This is a genomic window from Idiomarina piscisalsi, from assembly GCF_002211765.1.
GTDB classification, from domain to species: Bacteria; Pseudomonadota; Gammaproteobacteria; order Enterobacterales; family Alteromonadaceae; genus Idiomarina; species Idiomarina piscisalsi_A.
The window spans coordinates 61,358-79,058 of record NZ_CP022133.1 but is presented as its reverse complement, the minus strand read 5'-3'; the positions used below and the strand labels follow the sequence as shown (position 1 = coordinate 79,058).

Sequence of the window (17,701 nt, the reverse complement as noted above, 5' to 3'; positions counted from 1 at the left end):
TTGACTTATGAAGTAACATCCTCTTATTGTAAGCGTCCTGTTCATTAATAACCATGCCCAAAATGGATACACAAACAATACTGACAAAAGTTTCCGACTTTATGAACACGCGGGTGCCGTTTCAACAGTTACTTGGCTTTGAAATTACGGAGTTTAACCCGGCACGTGGCGAGCTAAAGTTCCAATGGAAAGACGAGTTATTAGGCAATGTCCCACAACGCATTTTGCACGGTGGTGTCACCGCAACCGCGTTAGATACGGCGGGTGGTTTGGTGGCCATAGCGGGTATGGTTGACCGTTTAGAAGACCCCAGTGAAAGCTACCTGATGGAGCGCCTGAGTCGTTGTGGTACAATTGACCTTCGTGTTGATTTTCTTCGCCCAGGCCGGGGTAAAACCTTTATCGCCAGCGCCACGATTATTCGCTCGGGCAATAAAGTGGCGGTTGCCCGAATGGAACTGCATAACGAAGAAGGCACACACATCGCTTTTGGAACCGGTACCTACCTGGTCGGTTAAGCTCTGATTAAGGAAAGCCAGTATGTCCGATGACGCTGTTCGGGCCCGGCAAGGCGTTTTCTTCGCACTTGCCGCCTACACATTCTGGGGCGTTGCGCCTGTTTACTTCAAACTCGTAAAGCAAGTTCCGGCTTTTGAAATACTCGCTCATCGTATTATTTGGGCGTTTTTAATGGTCTTCGTGTTAATTGTTGCTATGAAGCGACTGGATCGAATTCGCCCCATTCTAAAAAGCCGTAAGCTCGTCATTCGACTCACACTGGCCACTTGTCTGCTTGGTGGCAACTGGTTTTTGTTCATCTGGGCAGTTAACAGCAACCACATGCTGGATGCCAGCCTTGGTTATTACATTAACCCCTTACTGAATGTCGCCATTGGTATGATCTTTTTCTCTGAACGTATGCGCCGCCTGCAACTGGTCGCTATCGGTTTAGCCGTGGTTGGCGTGGCTATTCAGGTCATTACCTTTGGTTCAGTACCGTGGGTGGCTTTGGCACTGGCCTCCAGCTTCGCTACCTACGGAGCGATTCGTAAACGTTTGCCTGTCGATTCTATTAGTGGGTTGTGGCTGGAAACCGCGATACTACTGCCCGTTATGCTGATTTATTTGTTCGGGTTTGCCAGCTCAGCATCGAGCGACTTAACGACCAACCCATGGACACTGAATTTATTGCTGGTAGCAGCCGGACTTGTCACGACCATTCCGCTGCTGTGCTTTACCGCTGCCGCACAACGACTGCGCTATGCAACCTTAGGCTTCTTCCAGTATATCGCCCCGACGCTGATGTTCGCATTAGCAGTCGCTATTTATGGCGAGCCTCTTGAGGAAAGTAAGCTAGTGACTTTCGTTATTATCTGGAGTGCGCTGGCACTGTACAGTTTCGACTCAATTATACAGCGCCAGCGAGATAGAAAAGCGAAGAAGTTAGCTTCAGCTGAGGCTGGCATCCATTGAGATGTCAGCGTTTAGTACCTTGCTGACCGGACAACCTTCTTTGGCGTTGTTTGCCAACTCCTGAAACTTGTCGTCACTAATATCGGGGATACTGGCTTTTACGGTCAGATGAATTTTATCGATTGCAAAGCCATCATCTTGCTCGACCAGAGAGACCTCTGCTTTTGCATCGATATTGTCAGGCTCATAACCCGCTTCTCCTAACATTAAGGAAAACGCCATGGCGTAGCAGCCAGCGTGAGCGGCACCAATGAGCTCTTCAGGGTTGGTGCCTTTGCCTTCTTCAAAGCGGCTTTTAAATGAATACTGAGTTTTATCCAAAATACCACTTTGCGTCGAAACAACACCTGAGCCTTCTTTAATACTGCCTTTCCAATGTGCATTTGCTGTGCGTTTCATAAAGCACCTCCAACTTTTATGTGTGTACTATAAACATAGTTGAAAAATGTACTTTTTGATCACGACTTTACACTTAGAAAACCGGATCCAGTCGAGCGTAAGCAACCACCAGCCATTTGCTCCCCACGTTATCGAAGTTAATTTGAACACGAGACTGCGGGCCAGTACCTTCATAATTTAGCACGGTGCCTTCCCCAAACTTCGGGTGGCGAACCCGCTGGCCCAGCGTGTAACCGGTCTGATCAAAAGCTTCATGGCTGGCGGCGTTATTAAAACGGCTGTAACTCGACGGCTTTTCTACGCTGGTTTGCGCACGGACTTCGTGCAGCGTATCGGGTGGAATTTCCGCAATAAAACGACTGATTCTGTGAAATAGCTCCTGACCATAAATACGGCGCTGCTCCGCATAAGTAAGCACCAACTTCTCCATTGCCCGAGTCATACCCACGTAACAAAGACGGCGCTCTTCTTCGAGTCTGCCGGGTTCATCCATCGACTGCTGCGACGGAAACATACCTTCTTCCACGCCCGTCATGAATACCAAAGGAAATTCCAGACCTTTTGCACTGTGTAAGGTCATTAGCTGGACAGCATCCTGATATTCGTCCGCTTGTTCTTCACCCGCTTCTAAGGCTGCATGCGCCAGAAATGCGTTAAGCGGCGTCATGTCCTCTTCGGCGTCATCCAGTACAAAGTTCTCACAGGCGGTGACCAGCTCCTTTAAGTTTTCGACCCGGGTCTCCGCTTTTTCGCCTTTTTCTGCCTCGTACATGGCCATTAAGCCGCTTTTCTTTATAACTTCGTCACTTAAGCGGCCTAAGCTAAATTCTTCGGTTTCATCATCCAGCGCTTCAATAAAGTCGAGGAAGCTGCCTACCGCGTTTCGCGCACGCCCGGCTAACTGCTTTTCGTTCACCATGTATTTAGCCGCATTCCATAATGACTCAGCGCGCTCCCGTGACGCCTGCCGAATAATATCCATGGTGCGCCCGCCAATGCCTCGGGCAGGGGTATTAATAACACGCTCAAGTGCAGCGTCATCGTCCCGATTGCCTAAAATTCTCAAGTAGGCCAATGCGTCCTTAATTTCCTGACGCTCGAAGAAGCGTAAGCCACCGTAAATGCGATACGGCAGTCTTGCATGCAGTAAAGCCTCCTCTAAAATACGCGATTGCGCATTACTTCGGTACAAAATAGCGACATCTTGCAGTGAATTACCTTTATCTCGCCAGCCTTCAATTTGCGAAACGATGTAACGCGCCTCATCCATTTCATTAAAGCCCGCATACAGGCTAATAGGCTCGCCTTCATTTCCCTCCGTCCATAAGTCTTTACCCAAACGGCCGGAGTTATTCGAAATAACTGAGTTTGCTGCTTTCAAAATAGTACTGGTTGAACGGTAGTTCTGCTCCAGGCGAATGGTTTGTGCGCCAGCAAAGTCCTCTAAGAACTGATGAATATTCTCAACTTTGGCGCCACGCCAGCCATAAATAGACTGGTCATCATCACCGACAATGGTCACGCTGTTCTGCGCCCCGGCTAACAACCTCACCCAGGCATACTGAATGGAGTTAGTATCCTGAAACTCGTCCACCAAAATATGACGAAAGCGGTTTTGATAATGCTCTCGCACAATGCGGTTATTTCTTAGCAGCTCATGCGCCCTTAACAACAGTTCGGCAAAGTCGACCAAACCAGCGCGGTCACAGCTTTCCTGGTACAGCTGATAAATTTCTTTCAGTGTCTGCTCGGTTGGGTCGTAAGTTTCTATGTGCTCGGCACGCAGACCCTCGTCTTTTTTGCCGTTGATGTACCACTGAGCTTGTTTTGCCGGCCAGCGCTTGTCGTCTAAGTTGAGGCTTTTTATCAGGCGTTTAATCAGTCGCTGCTGGTCATCACTGTCGAGTATTTGAAAGTTCTGTGGCAGCCCGACATCCATATAATGCGCTCGTAACAACCTATGCGCTAAACCATGGAAGGTGCCAATCCACATGCCTCGCACGGAGCTGCCCACCAGCTGCTCAACCCGGCCACGCATTTCCGCCGCCGCTTTGTTGGTAAAAGTAACCGCTAAGATACTGAACGGAGAATAGTTTTGTTGTTGAATGAGCCAGGCAATACGGTGTACCAGCACCCGAGTTTTACCACTTCCGGCGCCAGCCAGCACCAGCATATGCCCGTCGGGTGCCGATACAGCTTGCTGCTGCCTTTCATTCAGTTCTGCCAGAAGAGGGTGTGTACTCATTAACGTTCACCTGATGTATTCAATTCAAAGATCTGCCGCCAGTGTAATAACGAATCACTGTATAAGCAACCAGTAGTGTCGTGTCAGGACCTTTTACGAAAGCAGCAACGACGTAAGCTGGGCTAAGTGGTCAATTTTGACGGTCGGTAATATCGACAGATGTTGTGGTCGTCCCAAACCAGAGGTCAGCCATACTGACTGCCAGCCATGCCGCTGCGCACCAAGCACATCGGAATAGGGGTGGTCACCCACATGGAGAAACTCCTCTGGCTTAATCGCCGGGAAGTGTTGCTGTGCCTTTAAAAACATGTCTGGCAATGGCTTACCTCGAACGCCATTTCCCGGCTGCACGATTAAACTGAAATAGTCGGACAAGCCTATTTTTCGCGTATCCACATTGCCATTACTCAACGCAATAAGCTCATATCGCTCGGCTAATTGTTGCAATAGCTCAATACTTTCCTGCGGTGGCTCAAAATTACTTCGATGCAGCAAAAACTGGTTCATAATATCGTGCGCATGCGCCATTGCATTCGCAACACCGAACTGCTCTAACCCCTGCTGTAATGTCCGAATACGCAATTGTGTCATGTCACTGGCAAGCGCCGGATCACTCTGACTGACTTTGTCTCTTAATTGCCGCCAGTGACTCACGTCCCATTGCGAGGTTTCAGGAAATTTGTCAACAATGTACTGCTGAACAGAACGCTCAGCGGTCTGCATCACCGGCACATTGTCGTAAAGCGTGTCATCAAGGTCGAAACTAATGACTTTAGGCGGTTGCCAACGACGAAAAAACTGCATAAAAGAAAACTCCCGATGCCTTTATTTTTTGCGAGCTCTGGGGTGAGCATTGTCGTATACGCTAGCCAGTCGCTGAAAGTCTAAGTGCGTATAAACCTGCGTTGTGGATAAATTGGCGTGCCCCAGCATTTCCTGCACAGCGCGTAAATCACCGCTTGCTTCCAGCATATGCGATGCAAACGAATGTCTTAATTTGTGCGGGTGTAAGTCACCGACGATACCTTGCTGTTGTCCCCAGTGATTCAACCGCTGCTGAACCGTTCTTGGGCTAATGCGTTGTAACCGCTTACTAATAAATAACGCTAACTCGGGCTTATCCACAAGCCATGCCTGTCTTACTTTCAACCACTGCTTTAACGCTTTTTCAGCACACCGGCCAAATGGTACTATGCGTGTTTTACTGCCTTTACCAGTCACTCTTAACTGCATCATACGATGGTCGATATCATCCCGGTTCAAACTGACCAACTCAGCCAACCGAATGCCGCTGGCGTATAGCAACTCCATCATAGCCGCATCGCGAATCGCGATTTCGTCGTCATGGGGCAAGTCTAGTAAATGGGAGATGCTATCGACATCAAGGTTTTTCGGTAGCCTTTTAGGAATTTTAGGCGCAGAAATTGACGCTGCAGGGTTATCATCTAACGCATCCGACTCAACTAAAAACTGGCAGAAAGTCCGCCACGCAGACAGCTTTAACGCGATACTGCGCTCACCAAGTCCCGAGCGTCTCCAGCCAACCAGTAAGCGCTCAATGACGGGCACCCTCAACTGCTTCGGATCCGTAATTGTCTGCTGCTCAAGCTCGCTAAGATCGGCGGTTATGAGCCTGTCGTAATTTTTAAGCGTTAATTCGGCGAGGCCACGCTCGCCGCGTAACTGTTGTAACCATTTTTGTTGCCACTCAAGCAGCGTCATGACGTTTAATAAGCTCCGGCAAAACAGCGCCCAACAATGCCTGCAGCTGCTTAATCAGCAGTTTGTCCATTGCTGGCTCAAAGTGTCCTGCGCTGCTACTGCCTACCGCTAACATACCGAGCTCACCGTCTTCACCAAGCAACAACAAAGCCACAGACTGAATACTCTCATCGTTAAACAAAAGCTTATGCTCTTGCTCGGTTAGCCGTCCTAAGTAGATGGACTCGTCACTAAAGCGCTTACTCAGTAGTTGCTTATGAGTATCAGACGCAAAAGTGTATTGTTCATCGAGCTCTACCGGGCTTTCAAAGAACTTGAGCGTCAACACCGGCATATCGAGTTCATTTTCAAACGTGTTTTTCAATTGCGAGAGCACGTCGCTCAAGCTGTTACAGCGCAGAAGCTGAACATAAAGGTTACTGTAGGCGTTAAAAATGGCTTCGTTACGACGAGCGTTAATCATCAACTCGGTAATTTCTTCTTCCAGCTGCTGAACTCGTTGTCTGAGTTTTTGTTGCTGTCTTTCAATTAACGACACCGCGCCTTTTTCACTGTGGCGGAATTGCAGTTGCGCCAACAGGTCTTCATTGCGGGTGAAAAAATCAGGGTTTTCCTGCAAATACTCGCGTATCAGGCTGTCGTCAATTTTCTCGTTTAACATTGAGTTTAATTCGTTACTCATAACACCATCTGTCCATCGTAAATCAGCTCTGCCGGACCCGTCATTTTAACAGGCTGCCCTTGTTGCCAGCGAATCAGTAAGTCACCGCCTGGTAACGACACTTTTACCCGTTCGTTTAATAAGCCTTGCTGTATGCCTGCAACGGCTGCGGCACAAGCACCACTACCACAAGCCTGGGTTTCGCCAACGCCACGTTCAAAAACACGCAGTTTTATTTCATCGGCGGAAAGCTGCTGCATAAAACCAACGTTCACGCTTTCAGGAAAGCGCTCATGCGCAGCAACCGCGGCGCCCAAAGTATCCACCGGGGCTGTATCAACACTATCAACGGCGATAACACAGTGTGGATTACCCAAGCCAACAACACCACACATCACCGTTTCATCATTCACGCGCAGAACGTAAGTTTGCTCCGCTTTTTGCGCTTTGAAGGGCACTTGGGCGGGTTCAAATAAGGGCTCTCCCATATCAACAGTGACCTGGCCATCTTTTTCCAAGTGCAGAACCACTTTGCCCGCTTTAGTGCTGACTTTCAGATGATTTTTATTGCTCAGACCTTTGGCTTTAACAAACTTTGCGAAACAGCGGGCGCCGTTACCACACTGGGAAACCTCGCTACCGTCGGCATTAAATATGCGGTAATGAAAGTCTAAGTCGGGATCATAAGGGGGCTCGACTAACAGCAGTTGATCGAAACCAACACCGGTATGCCGATTGGCCCACTGACGGATTTGATCAGGGTTCACATACAAGTTCTGTGTGACATTATCGACGACCATAAAGTCATTGCCGAGTCCGTGCATTTTAGAAAAGTGCAATAACATAATTAGATGTAATCCTTATCTAGCAAATGCTCGCCACGAATAAGATCGTCAAAGTTTTCACGTTCTCTGACCAAACGTGCATCATTTCCGGACACCATGACTTCTGCCGGTCGCCCGCGCGAATTATAGTTTGACGCCATCGTGAAACCATAAGCGCCGGCATGTTTTACCGCAAGAATATCATCCTGAACGACATTCAAATGCCGCGCATGCCCGAGAAAGTCACCGGTTTCGCAAACAGGCCCGACAATATCGCTAATTTGCGGTGCTTCATCATTTTTCTCTTTAACGGGAACGATGTCATGCCAGGCTTGGTACAACGAGGGTCTCAACATATCGTTCATGCCCGCATCGACTAACACAAACCGCTTTTCCTCTGATGCTTTAATGTATTCCACCGACGTCAGCAGTACACCAGCGTTTGCGGCTATCGCCCGGCCAGGCTCAAGCATCATCGTCACATCCGGAAAGTCCTTTGCCATCTCAACCAGCTGGGTCAGGTAATGCGATTTATCCAAAGGTGCTTCGTTTTGATACGACACACCAAAACCACCGCCTAAATCAAGGTGCGTTAGCTCAATACCCTCTTTTTTCAGATCCAACACTAACTCAAACATTAGCCTGGCGGCATCTAAAAACGGCTCTGGCGTCATAATTTGTGAGCCAATATGACAGTCCGCTCCAATCAACCGAATATTAGGTAACTCCGCAGCCCTCTTAAATACGGCTCGGGACTGCTTCATCCCGATACCGAATTTATTGGCTTTCATTCCAGTTGAAATGTACGGATGTGTTTTTGCATCAACATCCGGGTTCACTCTGAGCGACACCGGCGCCTGCTTATTCATGGCGGCGGCAATATCCTGAATGCGCTCCAGCTCAGCTTCAGACTCGACGTTAAAGCAACCAATACCGGTTTCCAGCGCTAAAATAATTTCATCTTTTGACTTGGCAACGCCGGAGAACACAATGCTTTCTGGCTTACCGCCGGCCGCAAGCACACGCTGTAACTCACCGCCAGAAACGATGTCAAAACCAGCGCCTTGATGAGCCAGCACCTGCAAAACCGCCAGATTACTATTGGCTTTAACCGCGTAACACAGTTTATGAGGACTCGGCCAGTGCTGCTGAAACTGTTGCCAGTTATTCACCAGCTGAGATTTCGAATACACATACAAGGGTGAACCGAAACGCTCTACCAAGCTTTGGCAGCCGATATCTTCAACATGAAGCTGATTATTTTTGTAAGAAATAGACTCACTCATTCGTCTTTATCCGTTGGCACCGTTTCCACGTCATTTTTCTCAGGCATTGGCACAGGTTCAAGCGGCCCTTTTTGACCACACCCGACCACAATCATAAAAACCGTGGTTAATACCAGCGTCTTGATTACAATTCGACTAAACATCGCTAAACTATGACTATTCTCTTAAGGGTTCTATAGTGTCTATCATCGCACCCGAGCCCGAAAAAGTCATTAAGCGTTGTAAGGAAAACCATGACTCAAACTGTAAGAATCGCAACACGTAAAAGTAAGCTGGCGTTATGGCAGGCAGAGCACATTCAGCAACGGCTGGAAGAGCTACACCCGGACCTCACTGTAGAGCTCGTGCCTATGTCCACAAAAGGGGACGTTATTCTCGATACACCGCTGGCTAAAATTGGTGGTAAGGGCTTATTTGTCAAAGAGCTGGAAGTTGCGATGCTTGAAGGTCGGGCAGACATTGCTGTGCACAGTATGAAAGACTTGCCTGTTGAGTTTCCTGACGGCTTAGAGCTGCACACCATTTGCGAACGCGAAGACCCTCGCGATGCCTTTGTTTCAGGTAAGTACAACAACTTAGATGAAATGCCGGAGGGGACGGTTGTCGGTACTTGCAGTTTGCGCCGCCGTTGTCAGGTTATGGAGCAGTTTCCACATCTGGTTATTAAGGACTTACGCGGTAACGTACAAACACGGTTACGCAAACTCGACGACGGTGAGTTTGATGCCATTATTTTAGCTGCATCTGGACTTATTCGTCTGGAGCTCGGTGACCGCATTACATCGTTCATTCCCGTAGAGCAATCACTGCCAGCAAATGGGCAGGGCGCACTCGGTATTGAATGTCGTAGCGACGATGACGCCATGAAACAACTGCTTCAACCTCTGCAGTGTCAGGAAACGCGTATACGCGTATTGGCAGAGCGAGCCATGAACCGTCGCTTAGAAGGCGGCTGCCAGGTGCCTATTGGTGCTTATGCGGAACTTAAAGGTGACAGTGTTTATCTGCGTGGCTTGGTTGGAGACCCTGACGGAAAGCAAGTACTGCGTGATGAAATAGAAGGTCCTGCGAGTGAGGCTGAGGCTCTTGGTACAGAGTTAGCTGAGCGTTTGCTGGCGAAAGGCGCGGGAGATATTTTGTCGGCGATATATGACAGCGATGCGGAAAAATAATAAGACCGTTTTATTATTACGTCCCGAAGACCGTGCGCAGCACATATCTGAGGGGCTAACAAAAGCGGGTATAGCTCACTTTATTCACAGCTTTGTTCGGGTTACACCCAAGCAAGTGGATAAAAGTGAGGTGCAGCGCGTTAATGAAACCGCCTGGGACGGTATTATTTTAGTCAGCAAAACGGCCGTTGATTATGCGTTGGCAAGTGGTTTTAACGCGAGACAAAGCCAGTACTTTGCGGTGGGATCAAGCACCGCAAGATACGCAGCAGACAAGCTTAATGTACCCGTCACGAGCCCGGCCTTTGCGCATCGATCAGAGGGGTTACTGGCACTACCTGAACTCAACAATGTTAATGGTCAAAAGTGGTTAATTATAAGAGGCATTGGCGGGCGAGAGGTGCTTTCAGAACACCTGAAAATGCACGGCGGTGATGTCAGTTACTGGGAAGTTTATGAGCGACAACCCGTTCCGCTATCAGATGCTTCAGTTGTGGATAAATGGGTATCGTCGGTCGACACCATTGTGGTCACGAGCGCCGAGCAACTGGACTATTTTTTGTCAGAGTTACCGGAATCGGCAAGCCTATGGCTGGAAAGCTGCCATTGGGTAGTCCCCAGTGAGCGCCTGAAAAGTTTGATTCCCGTTAAACAATCAGCCAGTATCGAAGTCACAGAAAGTGCATCAGATGCTATTATTTTAGATGCGCTTGTAGCAAACGGAAACGCACACATGAACAGCGAAGACACGACAAACGAAGAACACGTAGAGTCATCAGTAGAGACAGAGAAAGACGAAACCGTGACGGCGAAGAAAAGCAGCCGGCGTTTTTTTAAGCGGTTGCTATGGCTTATTATTTTGATTGCGATAGTCGCTGCCGCCTATTATGGGTATACGCGTTTCCCGAGTCTATTCTCGGCGGACGATAGCAATCAAGTTGCCTCATCAGAGCAGAAGTCGGCTCAGCAAACCCCTGAAAAAATTGACCCACTGGAGAATCGCCTTCAACAGTTGGAGCAATCTCTTGCTAACTTTGAACGTCAGTTGCAGGAAACGCCTAACTCTCAAGATCTGAATAAGCTCTCTAACTCGGCACAGCAATTGCGCGAGGACTACTTAGCGCTTCGCTCTGGTTTAGAAAGTCTGCGTGATGAAGTGCGTCAGAGCCCGGCCGACCGTGCAGCTCATTGGCGTTTACTTGAAATAAAACAAATGCTCGCAACGGCGGCTCGTCTACTGTGGGTACGGGAAGATTATGAGTTGGCTGGTAAGCTGCTTCGCTTAGCTGACAACCAACTGTCAGGCATGGACAGCCGCGAAGCACTTCGCACTCGTGAGTTGCTGGCCAAGGACATCGAAAAAGTGACTGCGCTGTCTTCAACCAATAACACCGATTTGGTCATGACCTTAATCGGCTTGCAAGATCGCGTCGACAGTTTGCCTGACACGATTAACAACGAATACCGTATTGAAGCGGATAATAATGAAAACACCGCTACTGGCAACAGTTGGCAAGCCAATTTAGAGTCGAACTGGAACGACTTTCTGGATAACTTTATCCGTATTCAGCCTGTCGAATCCGACCCGGAGCCGCTGTTAAACAAAGCACACAGAGCCGCAATTAATGCTCGTATTTCGCTGACGTTCACACTGGCACAAGACGCTGCTCTTAAGGGTAATGATGAACTCTTTAAGCGATATATCAGCCAATTGCCAACACTCATTAGTCAGGTAAAAGGCGACAGTGCGGCAAGCCGTGATGTGCTCACTCGACTTGAAAGCCTTGAGAAGGCGCCGAAGACACGGTCTACCGTCGAGAGTTTGGAGTCGTTGGACTTTATCAGCCGGGCAATTGAACAAGGGGATGCGCTATGAAGTGGTTAATTGCGCTCGTTGTTTTATTGATTATTGGGGCGGTATTAGGCCCTGCTGCGTCTGGAAACGCGGGTTATGTCCTGATTCAGTTTGCTGGTTGGTCTATTGAAGCAACCGTTGTCGGGCTTATTGTTGTCGTTGTTGCAGCAGCTTTGATAGCAGCCGTTGCCATATCCATTTTGCGTCGACTGCTCAGTAAAACTCAAAGGGGCGCCGCATGGTTTTCGAATCGCTCTGACAGAAAGGCCAAGCAGCTTTATGAAGAAGGTATTCGGTTATTGCTAGATGATTCTGCAGAAGCAGCCTCATTGCGCTTTGCATCGTCCTATAAAAAGCGACCGATACAAGAAACAGCGGCAATGGCAGCCTTGGCATCCTGTTTAGCGAACGACACTGGAAAGGCGCAGTACTGGCATGAGGAGGCAGGGGACTTTGCCAAAGGCTCGGACACGTTACTGAGCATTTTAAAAGTCTCTCAACAAGTCAATAACGATCCCCACAGTGCCGATACAGCAGTTCAAGAGCTACTGGATAAACACCCGAACTCTGCGCATGTCGCCTTCCTGGCTAAGACTGCCTATAAAGCATCGGGTAATTATAAAGCCCTTAAAGATCTGCTTCCTAAACTAAAACAGCACGCCGAATTGAGCCCTGCCGAGTTTGAGCGACTGGAGTATGACGTCTATTTAGATTACTTCGTATCGATCGGCCGTAATGGCAACGACGCACTAAAAGACGCTTGGCAAAGCCTTTCTAGCAAACAACGTGGAGACGCAACGACGCGCCTGGCTTATGCTGCTGCGTTAAAGCATTTAGGTGAGCAAGAGCTCTCTGCAAAAGTGATATTGAAAGGTCTTAAGAGAGAAGACATCCACCCGTCAGGTGTCAATGCGCTGAAGTTATTTAACGGCAAGTATGCAAAACTGGTTGAGTTCGTTCAAGAAAAGCTGAAGCAGAACCCGGATGATAAAGATTATTTGTATGCGTTTGCTTTAATCGCAATGGATAATCAAGATTATTCATTAGCCCAACGGGCTCTTAAAAAGCTGGTAGATGTAGAGCCAAATGCTAAGACTTATCGCTTACTCGGCGATGCGTACTATGCACTAGGGGATAGCCAATTAGCCGCTAACGCTTATAAACAAGCGTTAGCAGACTAAATTTTACAGGCGTGCTTTATTGACGAATGCCTTCAATTGAAAGCTCCAGCTCAACTTCTTTAGCAGCTGGGCCAAGGTTGTAGTCGATATTGTAGTCAGCCAAAGTTAAGTCAACTTCGCCGTGGAAACCGCGGCGAAAGCCGCCCCAAGGGTCTTCGCCGGCCCCAACGTGCTCAACTTCAATAGCAATTTCTTTGGTAACGCCATTTAAAGTAAAGTCACCATAAAGTGTACCTTCGCCTTTATCATCTTCATCAGGCACGTACTTGGTGCTCTTGAATGTTGCCTGAGGGAATTCAGACACGTTTAAGAAATCCTCTCCTCGTAAATGTTTATCGCGCTCAGCGTGGTTGGTGTCTACGCTGGCAGTATCTATAGTAACGTTGACCGAAGCATTTTCAGGGGCGTTTTCATCGTAGCTAAAGCTACCCTCAAAGTCGTTGAAACGGCCATATAACCAGCTATAGCCAAGGTGACTAATCTTAAACTCGATAAACGCATGCTGACCTTCAATATCGATTTTATAGTCTTCAGCTAATGTGGATGTACTGAACATTGCGGTGCTTACGATAGCCGCTGCTAATAATGTCTTTTTCATAACTATTTCCTCTTTGATTTTCCAAACATACGAATCAGAGTCGTATCTCGATTTATAAAATGGTGCTTTAAGGCCGCCAAAGCGTGACCGCCCGCTAGAATCACCAATGCTAATGCCGAATACCAATGCACTTCGCCTGCAATGTCTTCTTGACCAGGTATGTCACTTAACGTTGCCGGGACTGAAAACAGATCAAAAACCGATATCGAACTACCATCAGCCGTTGAGATCAAATAGCCACTTATCATCACGCTGAACAACAATAGATACAGCAGTCCGTGTCCAATTTTTGCACCGACGACTTCAAGCTTTGTTCCTTGTAGTGCAGGCTTTGTACTAGTTATTACCCATAACACTCGGAGAATGGTAATAATCAGTAAACAAATACCAAATGATTTATGCCACCAGGGACCTAATCGATACCATTGATCGTAATAGGTTAACGTGAGCATCCACCAACCCAGGGCAAATAAACAAAACACTATGACAGCGGATAGCCAGTGTATAATGATGCTTACTAATCCATATCGTTGTTGCGAGTTTTGAAGCATTAAAACCTTCCTTATTGATATGCATACAGTCTAGTTCAATATTTCACTTTAGAAATTAATTATAAATAGGATGGGATCTTCTATTTCATAGAATATAGTGGCGTTATGCCATTACATTAATTGAGTTGGTTAAGATTTTTAGCATGAGCAAGCCATTGGGCTGGCTTAACATTGCGGGTGACGTAGTGTCGCCTCAGGCTACCGAGAGGCAGAGGAGCAGGCATAAAAAAAGCCCCCGGCGTCAGCTGAGGGCTTCTTCGATTTGAAGTCTGGACAAGGTTTCGCAGAGCTCAACCTGTTCAGCGGGGTAAAGCCAAATTGTTGGCTTTACCGGGGACCCGCTTCACCCTACTCTCAGTAGGCCACCACCAGAAATAAAAAACCCCGATGCATCTGCACCGGGGTTATTTATTTGAAGTCTGGCGGTGACCTACTCTCACATGGGGAGACCCCACACTACCATCGGCGCTGGTGTGTTTCACTTCTGAGTTCGGGATGGATTCAGGTGGTGCCACACCGCTATGGCCGCCAGACATAAACTGTCACAACATAAAAAACTGATTCTAACTAATTTGCCACTCTCTTGCCGCTTAGCAGAGTCGCTCGCTTGTGCGTAACGTCTCAAACAACTTCGGTGTTGTATGGTTAAGTCTCACGGGCAATTAGTACGGGTTAGCTCAACGCATTACTACGCTTCCACACCCCGCCTATCAACGTCGTAGTCTTCAACGACCCTTCAGAGCACTCTAAGTGCTAGTGAGAGCTTATCTCGAGGCTCGCTTCCCGCTTAGATGCTTTCAGCGGTTATCGATTCCGAACATAGCTACCGGGCAGTGCCACTGGCGTGACAACCCGAACACCAGAGGTTCGTCCACTCCGGTCCTCTCGTACTAGGAGCAGCTCCTCTCAACTCTCAAACGCCCACGGCAGATAGGGACCGAACTGTCTCACGACGTTCTAAACCCAGCTCGCGTACCACTTTAAATGGCGAACAGCCATACCCTTGGGACCGACTTCAGCCCCAGGATGTGATGAGCCGACATCGAGGTGCCAAACACCGCCGTCGATATGAACTCTTGGGCGGTATCAGCCTGTTATCCCCGGAGTACCTTTTATCCGTTGAGCGATGGCCCTTCCATTCAGAACCACCGGATCACTATGACCTACTTTCGTATCTGCTCGACGTGTCTGTCTCGCAGTTAAGCTGGCTTCTGCCATTGCACTAACCGTACGATGTCCGACCGTACTTAGCCAACCTTCGTGCTCCTCCGTTACTCTTTGGGAGGAGACCGCCCCAGTCAAACTACCCACCAGGCACTGTCCACAACCCCGATAAGGGGCCTATGTTAGAACATCAAACATACAAGGGTGGTATTTCAAGGATGGCTCCACACCAACTAGCGCCAGTGCTTCTAAGCCTCCCACCTATCCTACACATGTAGGTTCAATGTTCAGTGCCAAGCTGTAGTAAAGGTTCACGGGGTCTTTCCGTCTAGCCGCGGGTACACAGCATCTTCACTGCGATTTCAATTTCACTGAGTCTCGGGTGGAGACAGCGTGGCCATGGTTACACCATTCGTGCAGGTCGGAACTTACCCGACAAGGAATTTCGCTACCTTAGGACCGTTATAGTTACGGCCGCCGTTTACCGGGGCTTCGATCAAGAGCTTCGCCTAAGCTAACCCCATCAATTAACCTTCCGGCACCGGGCAGGTGTCACACCCTATACGTCCTCTTTCGAGTTAGCAGAGTGCTGTGTTTTTAATAAACAGTCCCAGCCACCTGGTCACTGCGACCGCCAGCAGCTTATGACGCGAAGTCAATCACCACCAGCGGCGTACCTTCTCCCGAAGTTACGGTACTATTTTGCCTAGTTCCTTCACCCGAGTTCTCTCAAGCGCCTTAGTATTCTCTACCTGACCACCTGTGTCGGTTTCGGGTACGGTCGATGTTCATCTGAAGCTTAGAGGCTTTTCCCGGAAGCAGGGCACCAGCAACTTCACACCCGTAGGTGCTCGTCTCGTGTCTCAGCCTTAGCGACCCGGATTTGCCTAAGTCACCAGCCTACGCACTTTCACGCGGACAACCAACGCCGCGCTTGCCTAGCCTTCTCCGTCCCCCCATCGCAATGAACATCGGTACAGGAATATTAACCTGTTTCCCATCGACTACGCGTTTCCGCCTCGCCTTAGGGGCCGACTTACCCTACCCTGATTAGCATGGGATAGGAAACCTTGGTCTTCCGGCGTGCGGGTTTTTCACCCGCATTATCGTTACTCATGTCAGCATTCGCACTTCTGATACGTCCAGCAAACCTCTCGATTCACCTTCATCCGCTTACAGAACGCTCCCCTACCCAGTAGTAAACTACTGCCGCAGCTTCGGTGTATGGCTTAGCCCCGTTACATCTTCCGCGCAGGCCGACTCGACTAGTGAGCTATTACGCTTTCTTTAAAGGGTGGCTGCTTCTAAGCCAACCTCCTAGCTGTCTGTGCCTTCCCACATCGTTTCCCACTGAGCCATAACTTTGGGACCTTAGCTGGCGGTCTGGGTTGTTTCCCTCTCCACGACGGACGTTAGCACCCGCCGTGTGTCTCCCGGATAGTACTCATTGGTATTCGGAGTTTGCATGGGGTTGGTAAGTCGGGATGACCCCCTAGCCCAAACAGTGCTCTACCCCCAATGGTATTCGTCCGAGGCTCTACCTAAATAGATTTCGGGGAGAACCAGCTATCTCCGGGCTTGATTAGCCTTTCACTCCTAGCCACAAGTCATCCCCTAATTTTTCAACATTAGTGGGTTCGGTCCTCCAATTGATGTTACTCAATCTTCAACCTGCTCATGGTTAGATCGCCCGGTTTCGGGTCTATACCCTGCAACTCAACGCCCAGTTAAGACTCGGTTTCCCTACGGCTACCCTATACGGTTAACCTTGCTACAAAATATAAGTCGCTGACCCATTATACAAAAGGTACGCAGTCACGGAACAAGTCCGCTCCTACTGCTTGTACGTACACGGTTTCAGGTTCTGTTTCACTCCCCTCGCCGGGGTTCTTTTCGCCTTTCCCTCACGGTACTGGTTCACTATCGGTCAGTTGGGAGTATTTAGCCTTGGAGGATGGTCCCCCCATATTCAGTCAAGATAACACGTGTCCCGACCTACTCGTTTTCACTTTTCATGCACCTTCACATACCGGGCTATCACCGTCTATGGCTCTGCTTCCCAACAGATTCTGTTAGCACATGTAAAGCTTAAGGGCTGCTTCCCGTTCGCTCGCCGCTACTAGGGAAATCTCGGTTGATTTCTTTTCCTCCGGGTACTTAGATGTTTCAGTTCTCCGGGTTCGCCTCCTGGCACCTATTTTATTCAGTGCCGGATACTGAGCAAGCTCAGTGGGTTGCCCCATTCGGAAATCCATGACTCAAGTGGCTCTTACTGCCTCGTCATGGCTTATCGCAAGTTAGTACGTCCTTCATCGCCTCCAACTGCCTAGGCATCCACCGTGTACGCTTAGTCACTTAACCATACAACCCGAAGGTGTCTGGAATACATGACCAAGATTGTTTGTTCTCGCTGTACACAAGTTCGATACGCCTCTACCTTACGGTTTGTTCAAGTAGAGTGGCATTTCTTACTTTATTTACAATCAGCTTTCCATGTTGTTAAAGAGCGTGTAACACAAAGTTACCGGTAAACATTCTTAACCAAGAACACTTAACGCTAACGGTTACAA

The 17,701-nt window shown here is 48.7% G+C and carries 15 protein-coding genes and 2 rRNA genes; 5 read left to right on the top strand and 12 right to left on the bottom strand.

Annotated features, from left to right (window positions below):
• Positions 1-53 precede the first annotated feature (53 nt).
• A complete protein-coding gene (locus tag CEW91_RS00370; RefSeq protein ID WP_053953465.1) occupies positions 54-518 on the top strand; it encodes a thioesterase family protein in 465 nt (154 codons plus the stop codon).
• Positions 519-540: 22 nt separating this feature from the next.
• Entirely contained in the window at positions 541-1,473 is a 933-nt protein-coding gene (rarD, locus tag CEW91_RS00365; RefSeq protein WP_088767160.1) for an EamA family transporter RarD, read from the top strand.
• Here rarD and CEW91_RS00360 read toward each other — a convergent pair.
• The 8 genes from CEW91_RS00360 to lptM all read right to left on the bottom strand — a co-directional run bounded on the left by CEW91_RS00360 (position 1,450) and on the right by lptM (position 8,753).
• Positions 1,450-1,872 (bottom strand): OsmC family protein, encoded by a 423-nt coding sequence (locus CEW91_RS00360; protein WP_088767159.1) that lies wholly within the window; start codon positions 1,870-1,872, stop codon positions 1,450-1,452. The two genes, rarD and CEW91_RS00360, sit on opposite strands and share 24 nt — an antisense overlap.
• Before the next feature lie 73 nt (positions 1,873-1,945).
• The gene (gene uvrD, locus CEW91_RS00355) at positions 1,946-4,117 is read right to left on the bottom strand and encodes a DNA helicase II (RefSeq protein ID WP_088767158.1); all 2,172 of its coding nucleotides are present in this window, start codon (positions 4,115-4,117) and stop codon (positions 1,946-1,948) included.
• A 93-nt stretch (positions 4,118-4,210) separates the two neighbouring features.
• On the bottom strand, positions 4,211-4,921 hold the full coding sequence (locus CEW91_RS00350) for an HAD-IA family hydrolase (protein ID WP_088767157.1): 711 nt from the start codon (positions 4,919-4,921) through the stop codon (positions 4,211-4,213).
• Positions 4,922-4,942: 21 nt separating this feature from the next.
• Positions 4,943-5,839, bottom strand: a complete 897-nt coding sequence (locus tag CEW91_RS00345; protein WP_088767156.1) for a tyrosine recombinase XerC — start codon at positions 5,837-5,839, stop codon at positions 4,943-4,945.
• Complete coding sequence (locus CEW91_RS00340) at positions 5,826-6,521, bottom strand: DUF484 family protein (RefSeq protein ID WP_088767155.1); 696 nt, start codon at positions 6,519-6,521, stop codon at positions 5,826-5,828. The genes CEW91_RS00345 and CEW91_RS00340 overlap by 14 nt, the downstream gene beginning before the upstream one ends.
• On the bottom strand, positions 6,518-7,345 hold the full coding sequence (dapF, locus tag CEW91_RS00335; protein WP_088767154.1) for a diaminopimelate epimerase: 828 nt from the start codon (positions 7,343-7,345) through the stop codon (positions 6,518-6,520). Before dapF ends, CEW91_RS00340 begins: the two co-directional genes overlap by 4 nt.
• Positions 7,346-7,347: 2 nt before the next feature.
• Positions 7,348-8,610 carry a diaminopimelate decarboxylase gene (gene lysA, locus CEW91_RS00330; protein ID WP_088767153.1) on the bottom strand — a complete coding sequence of 421 codons (1,263 nt, stop codon included), beginning with the start codon at positions 8,608-8,610 and terminating at the stop codon, positions 7,348-7,350.
• Complete coding sequence (lptM, locus tag CEW91_RS12365) at positions 8,607-8,753, bottom strand: LPS translocon maturation chaperone LptM (RefSeq protein WP_420038565.1); 147 nt, start codon at positions 8,751-8,753, stop codon at positions 8,607-8,609. The genes lysA and lptM overlap by 4 nt, the downstream gene beginning before the upstream one ends.
• Positions 8,754-8,843: 90 nt before the next feature.
• Here lptM and hemC point away from each other — a divergent pair, with 90 nt between their 5' ends.
• Genes hemC through CEW91_RS00315 form a run of 3 tightly spaced genes read left to right on the top strand, consistent with a single transcriptional unit; the run spans position 8,844 to position 12,818 of the window.
• Complete coding sequence (gene hemC / locus CEW91_RS00325; protein ID WP_088767152.1) at positions 8,844-9,782, top strand: hydroxymethylbilane synthase; 939 nt, start codon at positions 8,844-8,846, stop codon at positions 9,780-9,782.
• Complete coding sequence (locus CEW91_RS00320) at positions 9,760-11,658, top strand: uroporphyrinogen-III C-methyltransferase (RefSeq protein ID WP_088767151.1); 1,899 nt, start codon at positions 9,760-9,762, stop codon at positions 11,656-11,658. Before hemC ends, CEW91_RS00320 begins: the two co-directional genes overlap by 23 nt.
• Positions 11,655-12,818: a heme biosynthesis HemY N-terminal domain-containing protein gene (locus CEW91_RS00315; protein ID WP_088767150.1), complete on the top strand. Its 1,164-nt coding sequence runs from the start codon at positions 11,655-11,657 to the stop codon at positions 12,816-12,818. The genes CEW91_RS00320 and CEW91_RS00315 overlap by 4 nt, the downstream gene beginning before the upstream one ends.
• Positions 12,819-12,834: 16 nt before the next feature.
• Here the strand turns inward: CEW91_RS00315 and CEW91_RS00310 are convergent, their stop codons facing one another.
• The 4 genes from CEW91_RS00310 to CEW91_RS00295 all read right to left on the bottom strand — a co-directional run bounded on the left by CEW91_RS00310 (position 12,835) and on the right by CEW91_RS00295 (position 17,492).
• Complete coding sequence (locus CEW91_RS00310; protein WP_088767149.1) at positions 12,835-13,416, bottom strand: YceI family protein; 582 nt, start codon at positions 13,414-13,416, stop codon at positions 12,835-12,837.
• Positions 13,417-13,418: 2 nt separating this feature from the next.
• Positions 13,419-13,967, bottom strand: coding sequence for a cytochrome b (locus CEW91_RS00305; RefSeq protein ID WP_088767148.1), 549 nt, complete (start codon positions 13,965-13,967; stop codon positions 13,419-13,421).
• Between the two features lie 417 nt (positions 13,968-14,384).
• Positions 14,385-14,500: ribosomal RNA gene (gene rrf / locus CEW91_RS00300) — 5S ribosomal RNA — on the bottom strand.
• A 108-nt stretch (positions 14,501-14,608) separates the two neighbouring features.
• Positions 14,609-17,492 (bottom strand): 23S ribosomal RNA (locus CEW91_RS00295).
• Positions 17,493-17,701: the final 209 nt, after the last annotated feature.

Bases quoted from the DNA above. Each gene is read 5' to 3' on its own strand.
- CEW91_RS00370 (WP_053953465.1), top strand. From the start codon at position 54: ATGCCCAAAATGGATACACAAACAATACTGACAAAAGTTTCCGACTTT.
- rarD (WP_088767160.1), top strand. From the start codon at position 541: ATGTCCGATGACGCTGTTCGGGCCCGGCAAGGCGTTTTCTTCGCACTT.
- CEW91_RS00360 (WP_088767159.1), bottom strand. From the start codon at position 1,872: ATGAAACGCACAGCAAATGCACATTGGAAAGGCAGTATTAAAGAAGGC.
- uvrD (WP_088767158.1), bottom strand. From the start codon at position 4,117: ATGAGTACACACCCTCTTCTGGCAGAACTGAATGAAAGGCAGCAGCAA.
- CEW91_RS00350 (WP_088767157.1), bottom strand. From the start codon at position 4,921: ATGCAGTTTTTTCGTCGTTGGCAACCGCCTAAAGTCATTAGTTTCGAC.
- CEW91_RS00345 (WP_088767156.1), bottom strand. From the start codon at position 5,839: ATGACGCTGCTTGAGTGGCAACAAAAATGGTTACAACAGTTACGCGGC.
- CEW91_RS00340 (WP_088767155.1), bottom strand. From the start codon at position 6,521: ATGAGTAACGAATTAAACTCAATGTTAAACGAGAAAATTGACGACAGC.
- dapF (WP_088767154.1), bottom strand. From the start codon at position 7,345: ATGTTATTGCACTTTTCTAAAATGCACGGACTCGGCAATGACTTTATG.
- lysA (WP_088767153.1), bottom strand. From the start codon at position 8,610: ATGAGTGAGTCTATTTCTTACAAAAATAATCAGCTTCATGTTGAAGAT.
- lptM (WP_420038565.1), bottom strand. From the start codon at position 8,753: ATGTTTAGTCGAATTGTAATCAAGACGCTGGTATTAACCACGGTTTTT.
- hemC (WP_088767152.1), top strand. From the start codon at position 8,844: ATGACTCAAACTGTAAGAATCGCAACACGTAAAAGTAAGCTGGCGTTA.
- CEW91_RS00320 (WP_088767151.1), top strand. From the start codon at position 9,760: ATGACAGCGATGCGGAAAAATAATAAGACCGTTTTATTATTACGTCCC.
- CEW91_RS00315 (WP_088767150.1), top strand. From the start codon at position 11,655: ATGAAGTGGTTAATTGCGCTCGTTGTTTTATTGATTATTGGGGCGGTA.
- CEW91_RS00310 (WP_088767149.1), bottom strand. From the start codon at position 13,416: ATGAAAAAGACATTATTAGCAGCGGCTATCGTAAGCACCGCAATGTTC.
- CEW91_RS00305 (WP_088767148.1), bottom strand. From the start codon at position 13,967: ATGCTTCAAAACTCGCAACAACGATATGGATTAGTAAGCATCATTATA.